Origin of the sequence: Alteromonas sp. V450, assembly GCF_001885075.1 — a bacterium.
In the GTDB taxonomy this organism is placed as follows: Bacteria; Pseudomonadota; Gammaproteobacteria; order Enterobacterales; family Alteromonadaceae; genus Alteromonas.
The window spans coordinates 2,719,294-2,731,760 of sequence record NZ_MODU01000004.1 but is presented as its reverse complement, the minus strand read 5'-3'; the positions used below and the strand labels follow the sequence as shown (position 1 = coordinate 2,731,760).

Sequence of the window (12,467 nt, the reverse complement as noted above, 5' to 3'; positions counted from 1 at the left end):
TTAACCCATTGTCCGTTGTTCGTAAAATGCTATGCCTTCATTACAAAGATACAGTACCTTCGGTCTTTTTGCGTCGTGTAATTCAATCCAGCCTTTTTCTGATGTAGCTTCATTTCTACATTATTATCAACAAAGTTCAATCGTTTATATTTTAGGCGGTGGAAGCAACTCTGTATTTACGCAAGACTTTGATGGCACCGTATTGGTTAACGAGATAAAGGGCATAAGCCACTTCGATACTGAAAGTCATCATTACTTGCGAGTAGGTGCAGGTGAAAACTGGCACGACTTTGTAACTTTGTGTATGAAAGAGAAGTGGTATGGGTTTGAGAACCTCGCATTAATACCTGGTTCAGTAGGGGCTTGCCCCATTCAAAATATTGGTGCGTACGGCCGAGAAGTGAACGCATTAATCGATAAAGTAGAGTGCGTATTTCTTGAAACCGGTGAACAGGTTCTTCTAAGCAATAAAGATTGTCAATTTGGCTACAGAGACAGTGTTTTTAAACATGCATTAGCTAATAAAGTGCTGATCACTCATGTAAACTTTAAATTGCCTAAGCACTATGAACTTGAAACCAGCTATGGCGAGCTTGCGTCACTTTCCGACCCTACACCAGAAAAGATATATAATAAGGTGATAGAAATAAGAAAGAGTAAGCTTCCCGACCCGAGTGAACTTGGTAATGCGGGCAGCTTTTTCAAGAACCCAGTCGTTTCAACTACAGTGTATCAAGCTATTGCACAAGAATATGATGCGGTACCACATTTTGTTGTGAGAGAAAACGATGAGCGCACGAATGCGGGAAGTAAATTAGAACAAATAAAAATTCCTGCCGCGTGGCTAATCGACCAAGCTGGTTTTAAAGGCAAGACTTTGAATAAAGTACGGTGCCACCCTACACAGCCATTAGTGCTTACTAACCTAGGTGGTGCCACCGGAGGTGATGTAATAACCATGGCAAAAGATATCATAGCAAGCGTACAGGAAAAGTTTGGCATACAGCTTGAACCAGAGGTACGTATATTAGGAAGCAAAGGACTTATTTCGCTATGAGACAAGCATCAAAAGCTATAAGAAAACATATACTCGCTTTGTTGTCTGACGGTCAGTTTCATTCAGGCGAAATTATTGCTCAGCAGGTGGGGCTTTCGCGTACCGCCGTTGCAGGCCACATATCCCAACTTGCCGATTGGGGGCTAGATGTATTTAAAGTAAAAGGTAAAGGCTACCGGTTAGAGCGAGGGTTTCCATTGTTAAGTGCCGACAGTATTAAAAAGCATCTTGGTAATACACGACGGGCGGTTATAGATGTAGAGTCTGTTCTGCCTTCTACTAATACAGAGATGAAGAAACGTATTGCGAGCAAGCGTGAAGATCTTGAAAACGGCGATGTTGTTTTCGCTGAAATTCAGACCGATGGCCGCGGCCGACATGGTCGTACATGGCTTGCACCGGTAGGTGGCAGTTTAACGTTTTCTATGTATTGGTCTTTTCCCGACGGTTATCAAAGCATGGCGGGGCTTTCTTTATTAGTAGGCTTGGCTGTTTGCGATGCACTTAAAGAATTTGGTGTAGAAGATGCTGAACTTAAATGGCCTAATGATATTTATTTGCAAGGTAAAAAGCTTGCGGGTGTACTTATTGAGGTAGAAGGGCAAATAGGCGCAACTGCACATAGTGTTATTGGTATAGGGTTAAATGTTTGTGTGCCCGATAATCAATACGATGTTGGCCAGCCGCATAGCGATCTCGCGTCTTATTTAGGCACCATTCCAGATAGAAATGCATTAGCGGCAGAAATTATTAAATCGCTATGGTCCTATTTACCGAAATTTACCCAACAAGGGTTCGGACCATTCACTGCATATTGGGAAGCGCTCGACTTATATGCCGATAAACGCATTGTTTTGCAAATGGGTGAGAAACGTTTTTCCGGAATCGATAGGGGAGTGGACGCTAGCGGCGCGCTTCTTGTTGAAACGCAAGACGGTATTACGCGATTCCACGGTGGTGAAGTTAGCCTTAGAGGCAATTAACTTTTTATTTTTGTTTTACTTTATAGCTGAGCTACGAAGATTTGCGCCATTGTTATTATAAAAGTACTTCGTAGTTCATCTTTGTGATTTTTAATAAGCATTTTATCCGTTCGTTTTACGCATTGCTTTGCGATTGAAACCAAAAATATGAACAACATTGAAGAAAGCCACGTCATATTAGTGGATATCGGTAACACCCGAATAAAATATTCTCTGCTTTCTCATGCAGAAGAAGAGCCCAATGCATGTGAAAATGCCAATTCTCTTTTCTCTTTTATCGATTCTCAGAAAAAAATTTCCCATTTATATATAGCTTCTGTGAGAAACCAGGAGCTGGTTGATGAAATATCCACCATGTGCAATGAGCGGAATATTATTTTTGTAGAAAAGCACACAGAGAAAGAAGCCTTCGGCATAAAAAATAGTTACGCGAATGTTCAAAAAATGGGCGTAGATAGATGGCTTGCCATGGTCTGCGCTGCAGAAAAGTCAAAAAAAGCATTTTTTGTTATGGATGTGGGTACGGCAATAACGGTGGATTTTGTTGTAGATGGTCAACATTTAGGCGGTTGGATCGTGCCTGGTTTTCAAGTAATGCGTAATGCTTTGGTTGCTTCAACTAAAAAAGTGTTCGCGAATGATGAAATTCCGACCACCTTTGGCGTAGGCACCGACACAGAAGATTGTGTGGCAACAGGGTGCCATGCTGCCCTATATGGTGTTTATTTGAGCGCGGTTGATTACATATCAAGCAAACAAACCGAATTTGACATAATTTTAGGGGGTGGAGACAAAAAAGTGTTTGCATTCTTAAAATCTGCTGATAACATGCGCCTCGCTCATTTGGTGATGCAGGGTCTTGCCCGCTACGCTCGACGTGAACTTTTACAGCAAACATCGACGTAAGTTTTTGATTAGTTGAAAAATTGGTCAAAAAAGAAAATTGAAAAATTTTCAAAAAGACACTTGCACAGAGTTAAACAATACTCTAGAATGCGCACCCACTTGATGTAGTGCCGACTTAGCTCAGTTGGTAGAGCAACTGACTTGTAATCAGTAGGTCGCCAGTTCGATTCCGGCAGTCGGCACCATCAATCTGGAGGGGTACCCAAGCGGTCAACGGGAGCAGACTGTAAATCTGCCGGCTCAGCCTTCGCAGGTTCGAATCCTGCCCCCTCCACCACTTTCTCTATGAGGTGGCCAGAGAATTAGGATTTGCGGGCATCGTATAATGGCTATTACCTCAGCCTTCCAAGCTGATGATGCGGGTTCGATTCCCGCTGCCCGCTCCAAATCAGTGCTGATATAGCTCAGTTGGTAGAGCGCACCCTTGGTAAGGGTGAGGTCGGCAGTTCAAATCTGCCTATCAGCACCAGTTTATTTCTCCCCAGCTCATGTAAAATTTCTAAATTTTTTAATGTAACTTTGCTGGGATAATAGAAATGGCAAAAGAAAAGTTTGAACGTACGAAACCCCACGTAAACGTGGGTACAATCGGCCACGTTGACCACGGTAAAACTACCCTAACTGCAGCTATCACTACAGTTCTTTCTAAAACTTACGGCGGTAACGCACAGGCTTTCGATCAAATCGATAACGCGCCTGAAGAGAAAGCTCGTGGTATCACCATTTCTACTTCACACGTAGAATACGATACTCCTACTCGTCACTACGCACACGTAGACTGCCCAGGACACGCTGATTACGTTAAAAACATGATCACTGGTGCTGCTCAGATGGACGGTGGTATCCTAGTAGTTGCTGCGACTGATGGTCCTATGCCTCAGACTCGTGAGCACATCCTACTTGGCCGTCAGGTTGGTATTCCTTACATCATCGTATTCATGAACAAGTGTGACATGGTTGACGATGAAGAGCTTCTAGAGCTAGTAGAAATGGAAGTTCGTGAACTTCTTAACGAATACGAATTCCCAGGTGATGACCTACCAGTTATCCAAGGTTCAGCTCTTAAAGCGCTTGAAGGCGACGCAGAGTGGGAAAAGAAAATCATCGAGCTTGGTGAAGCGCTTGATTCATACATCCCAGAGCCAGAGCGTGCAATCGACAAGCCGTTCATTCTTCCAATCGAAGACGTATTCTCAATCTCAGGCCGTGGTACTGTTGTAACAGGTCGTGTTGAGCAAGGTATCATCAAGGTTGGTGAAGAAGTAGAAATCGTAGGTATCAAAGACACTACTAAGACTACTTGTACTGGTGTTGAGATGTTCCGTAAGCTTCTTGACGAAGGCCGCGCGGGTGAGAACGTTGGTGTTCTTCTACGTGGTACTAAGCGTGACGAAGTTGAGCGTGGTCAAGTACTAGCTAAGCCTGGTTCAATCACGCCACACGTTAACTTCGAAGCAGAAGTATACGTACTATCTAAAGATGAAGGTGGCCGTCATACTCCATTCTTCAAAGGCTACCGTCCACAGTTCTACTTCCGTACAACTGACGTAACTGGTGCTGTAGAGCTTCCAGAAGGCGTAGAAATGGTAATGCCTGGTGACAACCTTAAATTCAAAGTTGAGCTAATTGCTCCGATCGCGATGGAAGAAGGTCTTCGTTTCGCAATCCGTGAAGGTGGTCGTACAGTAGGTGCTGGTGTTGTATCTAAGATCCTAGACTAATCTAGACTTAGCAACATAAGGTACAAAAAAGCGCACTTAGGTGCGCTTTTTTTATGCCTTCATTTTGGGGGGGCGCTTATTCAATCTAGAACACGCCGTAAACCCATCCATGGGGGCTTCGCAGCTGCATCCATGCAGCTGAGAGTTCTAGATTGAATAAGCGCCACCCCTTTAGCATTTATTAAGCTTGGTGGGAGAGGAGGAAACACGCCCTAAACCCATCCCAGCTTTTAAGTAAGAGCTTCAACATCAACGCCATTCCTCCATTAGCCGCTTTCTTCAAGCTGTCTGCCTATAAACTGCGAATGTCACTTGCGATTGATTTTCTATAGTGTTGTTATACTGTAACAATTAATGGCTATCATGCCCGGCTTTATTGTTTAACGAGGTTTTCATGATTACACGACGCCAGTTCTTAGTGGGCTCTTTGGCATTTGGTGGCCTGGCTAGTAGTGCTTTCGGTAAGAAAATGAGTTTGGCGTCTATGCCAATTAGTGAAGGCTATGGTGCGTTAGTCACCGACCCTCAAAAGCTGCTCGATTTACCTAAAGGCTTTAGCTATAAGATTATATCTAGTCTTGGAGATAGCATGTCTGATGGTATGCATGTACCTGACAGAGCAGACGGTATGGGGTGTTTGCCTGTAGCAGGCAGTAGCGACAAAGTGGCGCTTATACGAAACCATGAGCTGCACCCCAAACATTTAAATGCTCAGCCACAGTCTATTCAAAAGCATACTAGCGAGTTGGCCTACGACAACTATCACAATGGAACTGCTTTACCTGGCGGTACCACAACAATGGTATATAACCTTACCACGCAAAAGGTTGAGCGAGAGTTTATTAGCCTTGTTGGAACGGTTAGAAATTGCTCGGGCGGTATTACGCCTTGGGGGACATGGCTAACATGCGAAGAGTCGGTAGATCGTCCCCATGGCCCTAACGGCGATGTAGTAAACAAAGATCATGGCTACATTTTTGAAGTACCTGCAAGCGCTGGCTCATTGATTGAAGCTAAACCGCTTAAAGCAATGGGTCGCTTTAACCATGAAGCGGCTTGCGTCGACCCTAAAACCGGTATTGTTTACCTCACAGAAGATCAGGGTGACAGTTTGCTTTATCGCTTCGTACCTAACGAGTACGCTAACTTGGCAGCTGGCGGTCAGTTAGAAGCCTTAGTCGTTAAAAATAACCCTCAATTCGATACACGTAACTGGTCTTCAAGCTCTATGCCAATATCAGAGTGGTTTGATGTAGAGTGGATAGCGTTAGACAATCCTGAAAGCCCGAACGATGACTTACGCGCTAGAGGATATGAGAAAGGTGCTGCTTTATTCGCTCGCGGTGAAGGTATACATTGGGGTGAAGATGAGCTTTATTTTTGCTGTACTAGTGGAGGCCAAAAGCAGCTCGGTCAGGTAATGAAACTTGTTCCTTCTGCTGATGGTAAACAAGACAAGCTTCAGCTGTTTTTAGAAAGTGAAGACAAGAACTTATATAATTTTGGCGATAACCTAACCGTATGTCCAAACGGTCATCTATTGGTGTGCGAAGACCAATATACCGACATTGTTGATAATCACTTACGCGGTGTTACACCAAATGGAGAAGTGTATAACTTTGCAAAGCTCCATGCGCAAACTGAACTTGCCGGCGCGTGTTTCTCGCCTGACGGCAATACACTTTTCGTGAATATTTACTCTCCAACGAAGACCTTAGCTATAACTGGGCCATGGCTTGAAGGTTAGAGATCAGAGGTTGGAGACCAGGTATTTAGGGTTATCTAGTAAACTGGCGTCATTTATTCTTATTGCTTTCAAATGGCGCCGTTACCCCGTAACTGTGCACAACAAATATCTATCAACCTTTCTTTCGTCACGTATCATTTATTCACCTTCATACTTTTTCTAGATTAGCGAGCATCTTTGTAATCTAATAATTTAATTATTTGAATCGTTTTAACCCGTTTTAATAGTTTTGTTTAATTAATGATAATGCTCTCAACTTAACAAGGAGAGCCAAATGAGCGAACTATTAAAAAAGCTAACAACGGCGAACAGCCACCGTGTTTCCTCCACAAAGAATCAACCAAATCGAACGCATTGCAATTACGCTGATAACTATTATGGCGACCAAGTTTGCGTAGAAGTCGAAGCCCCTAAACCTCGTACCAACCTTCATGTAGGAGTACAGCTGTGAGAACCTCAATGAAATCAACGTTAGCGAAATTTATCCTAGGCGGCGTAGCTGCCAGTATGCTTACCTTAGGCGTAAGCGCCGACACATTAACCCGTCAAAATGGTGCCCCCGTAGGCGATAACCAAAATTCGCAAACAGCAGGCCCATGGGGACCGGTTTTATTGCAAGACTCTCACCTTATTGAAAAGCTAGCGGCATTTGACCGAGAGCGTATTCCGGAGCGTGTTGTTCACGCCCGTGGTACAGGCGTTTATGGATATTATGAAAACCTGGTCGACCTTTCAGACGAAACATTGGCTGCGCCGTTTCAATCAGCGGGTAAAAAGACCGACGTTTTTGTTCGTTTTTCATCGGTAGTACATGGTCATCTGTCACCTGAGACGCTGCGCGACCCGCGTGGCTTTGCAGTGAAGTTTTACACCGAACAAGGTAACTGGGATCTCGTCGGTAACAACTTCCCGGTTTTCTTGATACCAATCCGTATAGATAATTACCCTCTCAGCGAGAGTTAAAATGTTCGTAATCGCGACGTGTTACCGAAGGTATAGTGGTTCTACATCAAGGTGACACAACAAAGAGTACGGACATTTTAAACTCGCCCTTCGGGAAGGTCTGGCAAGCTTCCTAGCTTCATTCTGGGAATTTGAAAGGGAACAGCCATTCCTGCATTCCCACGCTTTGCTAGGAAACTTGCCAGCGCCTTCTGAGTGGGCAATTATCTATTCGGATTGGTACTAGCGATGCAATCAAGTTCCCAGATATGGTGCATGCATTTAAACCATCGCCGGTAACGAATAAGCAAGAGCCTAAGCGCATTTTTGATTTCTTCTCGCACGTCCCAGAGTCAACGCACACGTTAACTATGCTTTTCTCTGACTACGGCACACCGGCAAGCTATCTAAATATGGATGGTTCAGGTGTACATGCTTTCAAGTTTGTTGATGACGAAGGTAATTACAAGTACGTGAAGTTCACATGGAAGTCGAACCAGCCAATTAAGAACTTCACCAATGAAGAAGCCATGAAAGTGCAGGGAACGGATATGCAGCCGCATACTACCGACATTTACACGCGAATTGGTGAAAATGGTGAAACAGCGTCTTGGGATCTTTATTTACAAGAGCTGGAGCCAGAGCAATTGGATGATTTTGAGTTTAACCCACTTGATACCACTAAGATTTGGCCTGAATCGCTTGTGCCGGCTAAAAAGATTGGTCGCTTAGTGCTTAATCGTGTACCAGATAACTTCTTTGAAGAAACTGAACAAGCGGCATTTGCACCGAGCAATCTAATTCCTGGTATTGAGCCGTCAGAAGACAGAATGCTTCAAGGTCGTTTGTTCTCATATGCTGATACACAGCGCTATCGCCTGGGTGTAAACGCGTACCGCATTCCAGTTAATGCGCCTAAAAATGCGGTTATCAACAACCATGAGCAACATGGTCAGCTACGCACAACTCGTACTAATCGCGATGTGAACTACCAGCCAAGCCGTCGTCTTGATCTTAACGAAGACCCAGCATTTCGTTATTCAAGCAAGCCGCTTGCAGGTATGACACAACAAATTCCGTTTTACAAAGAGCAAAACTTTAAGCAAGCGGGTGAGTTTTTCAGAAACCTAACTAAAGAAGGCCAGGAAAACTTAATTAGTAACCTAGGCGGAGCGTTAGCTTCGGTACCTGAAGAAGAAATTCGCGTCATTATCAGTGCGTATATGTACAACGCAGATAAGGACTACGGTGCAGGTGTAGCAAAATTAGCGAAAGCACCAATGTCTAAAGTTCGTCAAACGGCGAAAGACTTAATGGAACAGCAAGCTGCACGTGCCGCTAAAGCAAAGCAAGTTGCTGAAAGCCTAACCGCACTAATGCAATAAGCTAAGTAGCAATAGGCTTGGGAGTTACATCACAGTATTGAGTAACTCCCATTTTTCTCAAACCATTTTTCTATAACAATCTTTCTGGAACAGCTTTACTGAAAACAGTTTAGTAGTAACCAAATTTAGATATATAAGTAAGGGGGCACAATGTCTTTCTTAAAGCAAACACTTACGGCAGTATTGTTCGTCGTTGCCACCTTCACTAGTTTTTATACTGGTGCCGCAACCGACGCAACCACTCACGCTAATACACAACAAAGTTCAATTAGACCTGATACAGAGACCTTAAAAGCACGCTATTTTGATGCAGCGCGAGAAGGCGATAGCGCCATGCTAGATGCATTTTATCAAGCCGGCCTAGATGTAAATGTAGCCGATGAAAAAGGCTACACCGCACTTATTCTTGCGGCGTACCATGGGCATACCGACACCGTGAACTTTCTTATCAGCGAAGCTAATGCCAACCCATGTCAAGAAGACAACCGCGGAAACACCGCACTCATGGGGGCCATATTTAAAGGTCACGTTAGTGTAGCTAAGCGACTGGTTTTTGCTGATTGCGATATAGATGAAGAAAACGAGCAAGGCCAAACGGCGTTGATGTTTGCAAGCCTTTTCGATAGACAAGAAATTATCAATACGCTTATCGATAAAGGTGCAGATCCGAAGCATGTCGATAAATCAGGTAATACCGTAGCAGATATTGCGCTTTCTCAAGGCAACTACGGGTTAGCCACACGGCTAACCACAGAATCTCAATAAAGATCGCTGAATAAACGATGGCACCTCGAGGCTCTTAATACCCGCAATTTTTTTCCAAACCTTTTCTAGGTGCATTCACCTATATCTTTCGTCATTCTAAAGGGTATTATTTGACGTAAATGCACTAAAAATAAAGACTTATAAAGCTACGCATTAAAGACAAGACGTAGACAAACGCGAGCAAATTAGTGGTTGTCGAATAAAAGCTTTGTCGCCTTCACAGCGTAAAGAGTAAAGAAGGTCGCTGCTGTTACGTTTTTTTCAACGATGGTCCCAACAACGACACTCACTAAGCCAAAAACAATGAGTTCGTTCCTTCCAGCCATTTACCGTTTCTTATTTGGTTGGTTTTATAGCCCCTGCACTGCAGGGGCTTTTTTCTTTTTAACATTCTGATTCATATGCTTTTTTTTAATTGTTTTTCGAATAGGGGGAACCCCCCATGGTTTTGTTTGGCTGGTTAATAAATACTCAAGTGGTACTCAAAGAGAGGTGTATTATGAAGTTCCTTAATAACAAAACAATTTTATCAGTCGCTGTGGCATTGTCTTTACCCGCAAGCATGGCGAATGCAAAAACATTTGATCAAACGCTAGCAGATGCGTTAGCGGCATCACCATTAGAACTACAACAAGTAATTGTTACTTTCGAGGGCAAAGGACCTGCAACTGCTGAGCAAATTTCAGCACTGGAAGCGCTAGGTATTACTGGCGGTGTTAGCTTACGAAATGTACCGATTGTTGGTGTGCTGGCTAACAAAGCGCAGGTTGAGGCGCTATATCAGCGTGACGACATAGTATCAGTATGGAACAACGACGAGCTAGTGTTAGAAAACCATGAATCAACACAAATAACAGGTGTTCAAGCGCTTCAAGCTGACCGTGATATTCGCATTAACGGTATGCCAGTTTCGGGCAAAGGAATTGGCGTTGTGGTAAATGACTCAGGCGTTGACGGCACGCATGGCGACTTGGCGTTTCCAAATCACGTAGTGCAAAACGTTCTAGCTCAAGTTAACTTAGCCAGCTACAGTGGTATCTTGCCAATAACTTACCAGGAAAACGTGTCGAATACCGATATTCTAGGTGGCCACGGTACTCACGTTGCAGGCACTGTGGGCGGCAACGGTTCAAGAAGTAGCGGTCTACACGCTGGTGTAGCACCAGGTGCAGATATTATCGGTTACGGCTCTGGTGCAGGTCTATTCATTCTCGACACAATAGGCGGGTTTGATTACGCCTTGACTCATCAGTTTACATACAATATTCGTGTTATCTCAAATTCATTTGGCAGCACAGGCGATGTGGGTACAGAGTTTAACCCAGATGACCCAACAAACGTTGTGACTAAAGCATTAGCTGATAACGGTATTATCACTGTGTTCTCGGCAGGTAACTCAGGCCCTGGTGAATCAACCATCACAGGTAATTTCAAAAAGGCGCCATGGGTAATTACCGTTGCGGCCGGCAATAAACAAGGTGGCCTTGCCGACTTTAGTTCTCGTGGCGTAGATGGTAAAGGCGGCGAAGTAACTGTTGACGGTGAAGTTTTTACATGGGAAGACCGTCCTACGGTTACTGCTCCTGGCGTAGATGTTATTTCTGCTAGAGCCTCGCTATCAAGTTTGGGCGGGCTAAGCGCTGCTGATGATGCGGACATGATTGAACCTCAGCACTTGCCTTACTACACCGTGTCAAGCGGCACTTCAATGGCGGCGCCTCATGTATCTGGTATTGTTGCGCTGATGTTAGAAGCAAACCCTGAACTACAGTGGAATGATGTAAAACGTATCTTGCAAGAAACTGCAACCCCTATGGCAGGAATGGACGAGTGGGAAGTGGGCGCCGGTTATGTTAACGCTTATGCAGCGGTAACGGCGGTACTTGAAGGTGAAGAGGTCTTTGGTGATACGGTTAAGAAAAACCGTGAGTTTAACGCGTTTGCCAACGTGGTTGAAGGCGACAGCTTCACCAGAACGGTAACGTATTTGCCTGTGGGTGATGCGCCAGCAGAAACGTTCGAAGTAGGCAAAGATGTCTCGATGGTTGTAGCGAGTGCGTCAATTGAAAACGCAACCGCTTTCGTACTGGAAGACCCGTTTGGTAATCGTTATGGTTCAGGAATAGGTTTGCCCGTATTGGGTTCAGCCGTAGGCACAGCAGCAAGGGGAGTTCCAGGTACGTGGAAAGTATACAGCCGCGGAATCGGAAGTGTTAGTGGTCTGCCTTTAGATCCGCTAGGTATAACTAACGGTATTGGATTGCCTGGCACCAACGAAGTTAATATTCGTTTGGTTGAAACAGCGGGCTTTTCTGGCTTAGACGATATTGCTAACCACCCTGCAAAACCGTTCATCGAATATGTTGTGGCACGCGAGCTAATGGACGGTAAAGAAAATGGTTTCGAGCCTGATGCGCCACTAACACGTGTTGACTTGGCAGATACGCTTGCACTAAGTGCAAACCTACGTCAAACCAACGATGGCAACACCATTAACTACGTAGATGTTGATTCAACGTTCTCTGCGGCAATTAATTCAGCGACAGCGACAGGTGCAGTACTTAGCGACTTAGAAATGTCGAACCAGCCGGTTATGTTAGCGAATGGCGACTTCTTCGGCAGTGACATGCAAGTTACAAAAGAAGAAATGGCATATTCAATGGTTCAAGCGCTAGGCTTACAAGCTGAAGCAAAAAGCTTTAATGCTGAAAAAGTTGTAGCAGTGGTATTTGGCGAAGCGATTGAGGTAGAAGATACCAATGCGATTGCACCAGAGTACAGAGGCTACGTGCAGCAAGCCCTTGCGCTAGGATTGATGTCAGTGAACGTTGTTGTAGAGCAAGGTCCATTCGACCTACAGCCATCGTTCAAAGCGTTCTTCAATCCTCAAAACGGTATGACACGTGGCGAGGCAGCGTTCACGCTAATGAATTACGCGGAACTAAACTAATAAAAAGGGAA

The 12,467-nt window shown here is 44.4% G+C and carries 9 protein-coding genes, 4 tRNA genes and 2 pseudogenes; 14 read left to right on the top strand and 1 reads right to left on the bottom strand.

Translation table 11 applies throughout. From position 1 onward, the window contains the following. Nucleotides 1–31 precede the first annotated feature (31 nt). The 13 genes and pseudogenes from murB (at nucleotide 32) to BK026_RS11840 (ending at nucleotide 9,506) form a co-directional block, all read left to right on the top strand. Nucleotides 32–1,057, top strand: coding sequence for a UDP-N-acetylmuramate dehydrogenase (murB, locus tag BK026_RS11895; RefSeq protein WP_071816035.1), 1,026 nt, complete (start codon nucleotides 32–34; stop codon nucleotides 1,055–1,057). Next, complete coding sequence (gene birA, locus BK026_RS11890; RefSeq protein WP_071816034.1) at nucleotides 1,054–2,040, top strand: bifunctional biotin--[acetyl-CoA-carboxylase] ligase/biotin operon repressor BirA; 987 nt, start codon at nucleotides 1,054–1,056, stop codon at nucleotides 2,038–2,040. Before murB ends, birA begins: the two co-directional genes overlap by 4 nt. A 147-nt stretch (nucleotides 2,041–2,187) precedes the next feature. Next, nucleotides 2,188–2,946 (top strand): type III pantothenate kinase, encoded by a 759-nt coding sequence (locus tag BK026_RS11885; RefSeq protein ID WP_071816033.1) that lies wholly within the window; start codon nucleotides 2,188–2,190, stop codon nucleotides 2,944–2,946. Between the two features lie 109 nt (nucleotides 2,947–3,055). Next, nucleotides 3,056–3,131: transfer RNA gene (locus BK026_RS11880), tRNA-Thr, on the top strand. Between the two features lie 7 nt (nucleotides 3,132–3,138). Beyond that, nucleotides 3,139–3,223, top strand: a tRNA-Tyr gene (locus BK026_RS11875). Nucleotides 3,224–3,257: 34 nt separating this feature from the next. Further along, nucleotides 3,258–3,332 (top strand) — tRNA-Gly (locus tag BK026_RS11870). A 7-nt stretch (nucleotides 3,333–3,339) separates the two neighbouring features. Beyond that, nucleotides 3,340–3,415, top strand: a tRNA-Thr gene (locus tag BK026_RS11865). A 67-nt stretch (nucleotides 3,416–3,482) separates the two neighbouring features. Continuing rightward, nucleotides 3,483–4,667, top strand: coding sequence for an elongation factor Tu (gene tuf, locus BK026_RS11860; protein WP_014977498.1), 1,185 nt, complete (start codon nucleotides 3,483–3,485; stop codon nucleotides 4,665–4,667). A 394-nt stretch (nucleotides 4,668–5,061) separates the two neighbouring features. Then, nucleotides 5,062–6,414, top strand: a complete 1,353-nt coding sequence (locus BK026_RS11855) for an alkaline phosphatase PhoX (RefSeq protein ID WP_071816032.1) — start codon at nucleotides 5,062–5,064, stop codon at nucleotides 6,412–6,414. Between the two features lie 274 nt (nucleotides 6,415–6,688). Then, nucleotides 6,689–6,865, top strand: a complete 177-nt coding sequence (locus BK026_RS19680) for a hypothetical protein (protein ID WP_177247908.1) — start codon at nucleotides 6,689–6,691, stop codon at nucleotides 6,863–6,865. A 56-nt stretch (nucleotides 6,866–6,921) separates the two neighbouring features. Then, nucleotides 6,922–7,363: pseudogene (locus BK026_RS11850) on the top strand (catalase); the annotation flags it as partial. A gap of 238 nt (nucleotides 7,364–7,601) precedes the next feature. Next, a pseudogene (locus BK026_RS11845) lies at nucleotides 7,602–8,741 on the top strand (catalase); the annotation flags it as partial. Nucleotides 8,742–8,891: 150 nt separating this feature from the next. Then, nucleotides 8,892–9,506 (top strand): ankyrin repeat domain-containing protein, encoded by a 615-nt coding sequence (locus BK026_RS11840; protein WP_071816031.1) that lies wholly within the window; start codon nucleotides 8,892–8,894, stop codon nucleotides 9,504–9,506. A 185-nt stretch (nucleotides 9,507–9,691) separates the two neighbouring features. On the opposite strand, the gene BK026_RS19675 is transcribed toward BK026_RS11840, so the two are convergent. Next, the gene (locus BK026_RS19675) at nucleotides 9,692–9,832 is read right to left on the bottom strand and encodes a hypothetical protein (RefSeq protein WP_177247907.1); all 141 of its coding nucleotides are present in this window, start codon (nucleotides 9,830–9,832) and stop codon (nucleotides 9,692–9,694) included. A gap of 173 nt (nucleotides 9,833–10,005) precedes the next feature. On the opposite strand from BK026_RS19675, the gene BK026_RS11835 reads away from it, so the two are divergent. Continuing rightward, nucleotides 10,006–12,456, top strand: coding sequence for a S8 family serine peptidase (locus BK026_RS11835; RefSeq protein WP_071817626.1), 2,451 nt, complete (start codon nucleotides 10,006–10,008; stop codon nucleotides 12,454–12,456). The last annotated feature ends 11 nt before the right edge of the window (nucleotides 12,457–12,467 follow it).

Excerpts from the sequence above, each read along its gene's own strand:
- murB (WP_071816035.1), top strand. The coding sequence starts at position 32 with ATGCCTTCATTACAAAGATACAGTACCTTCGGTCTTTTTGCGTCGTGT.
- birA (WP_071816034.1), top strand. The coding sequence starts at position 1,054 with ATGAGACAAGCATCAAAAGCTATAAGAAAACATATACTCGCTTTGTTG.
- BK026_RS11885 (WP_071816033.1), top strand. The coding sequence starts at position 2,188 with ATGAACAACATTGAAGAAAGCCACGTCATATTAGTGGATATCGGTAAC.
- tuf (WP_014977498.1), top strand. The coding sequence starts at position 3,483 with ATGGCAAAAGAAAAGTTTGAACGTACGAAACCCCACGTAAACGTGGGT.
- BK026_RS11855 (WP_071816032.1), top strand. The coding sequence starts at position 5,062 with ATGATTACACGACGCCAGTTCTTAGTGGGCTCTTTGGCATTTGGTGGC.
- BK026_RS19680 (WP_177247908.1), top strand. The coding sequence starts at position 6,689 with ATGAGCGAACTATTAAAAAAGCTAACAACGGCGAACAGCCACCGTGTT.
- BK026_RS11840 (WP_071816031.1), top strand. The coding sequence starts at position 8,892 with ATGTCTTTCTTAAAGCAAACACTTACGGCAGTATTGTTCGTCGTTGCC.
- BK026_RS19675 (WP_177247907.1), bottom strand. The coding sequence starts at position 9,832 with ATGGCTGGAAGGAACGAACTCATTGTTTTTGGCTTAGTGAGTGTCGTT.
- BK026_RS11835 (WP_071817626.1), top strand. The coding sequence starts at position 10,006 with ATGAAGTTCCTTAATAACAAAACAATTTTATCAGTCGCTGTGGCATTG.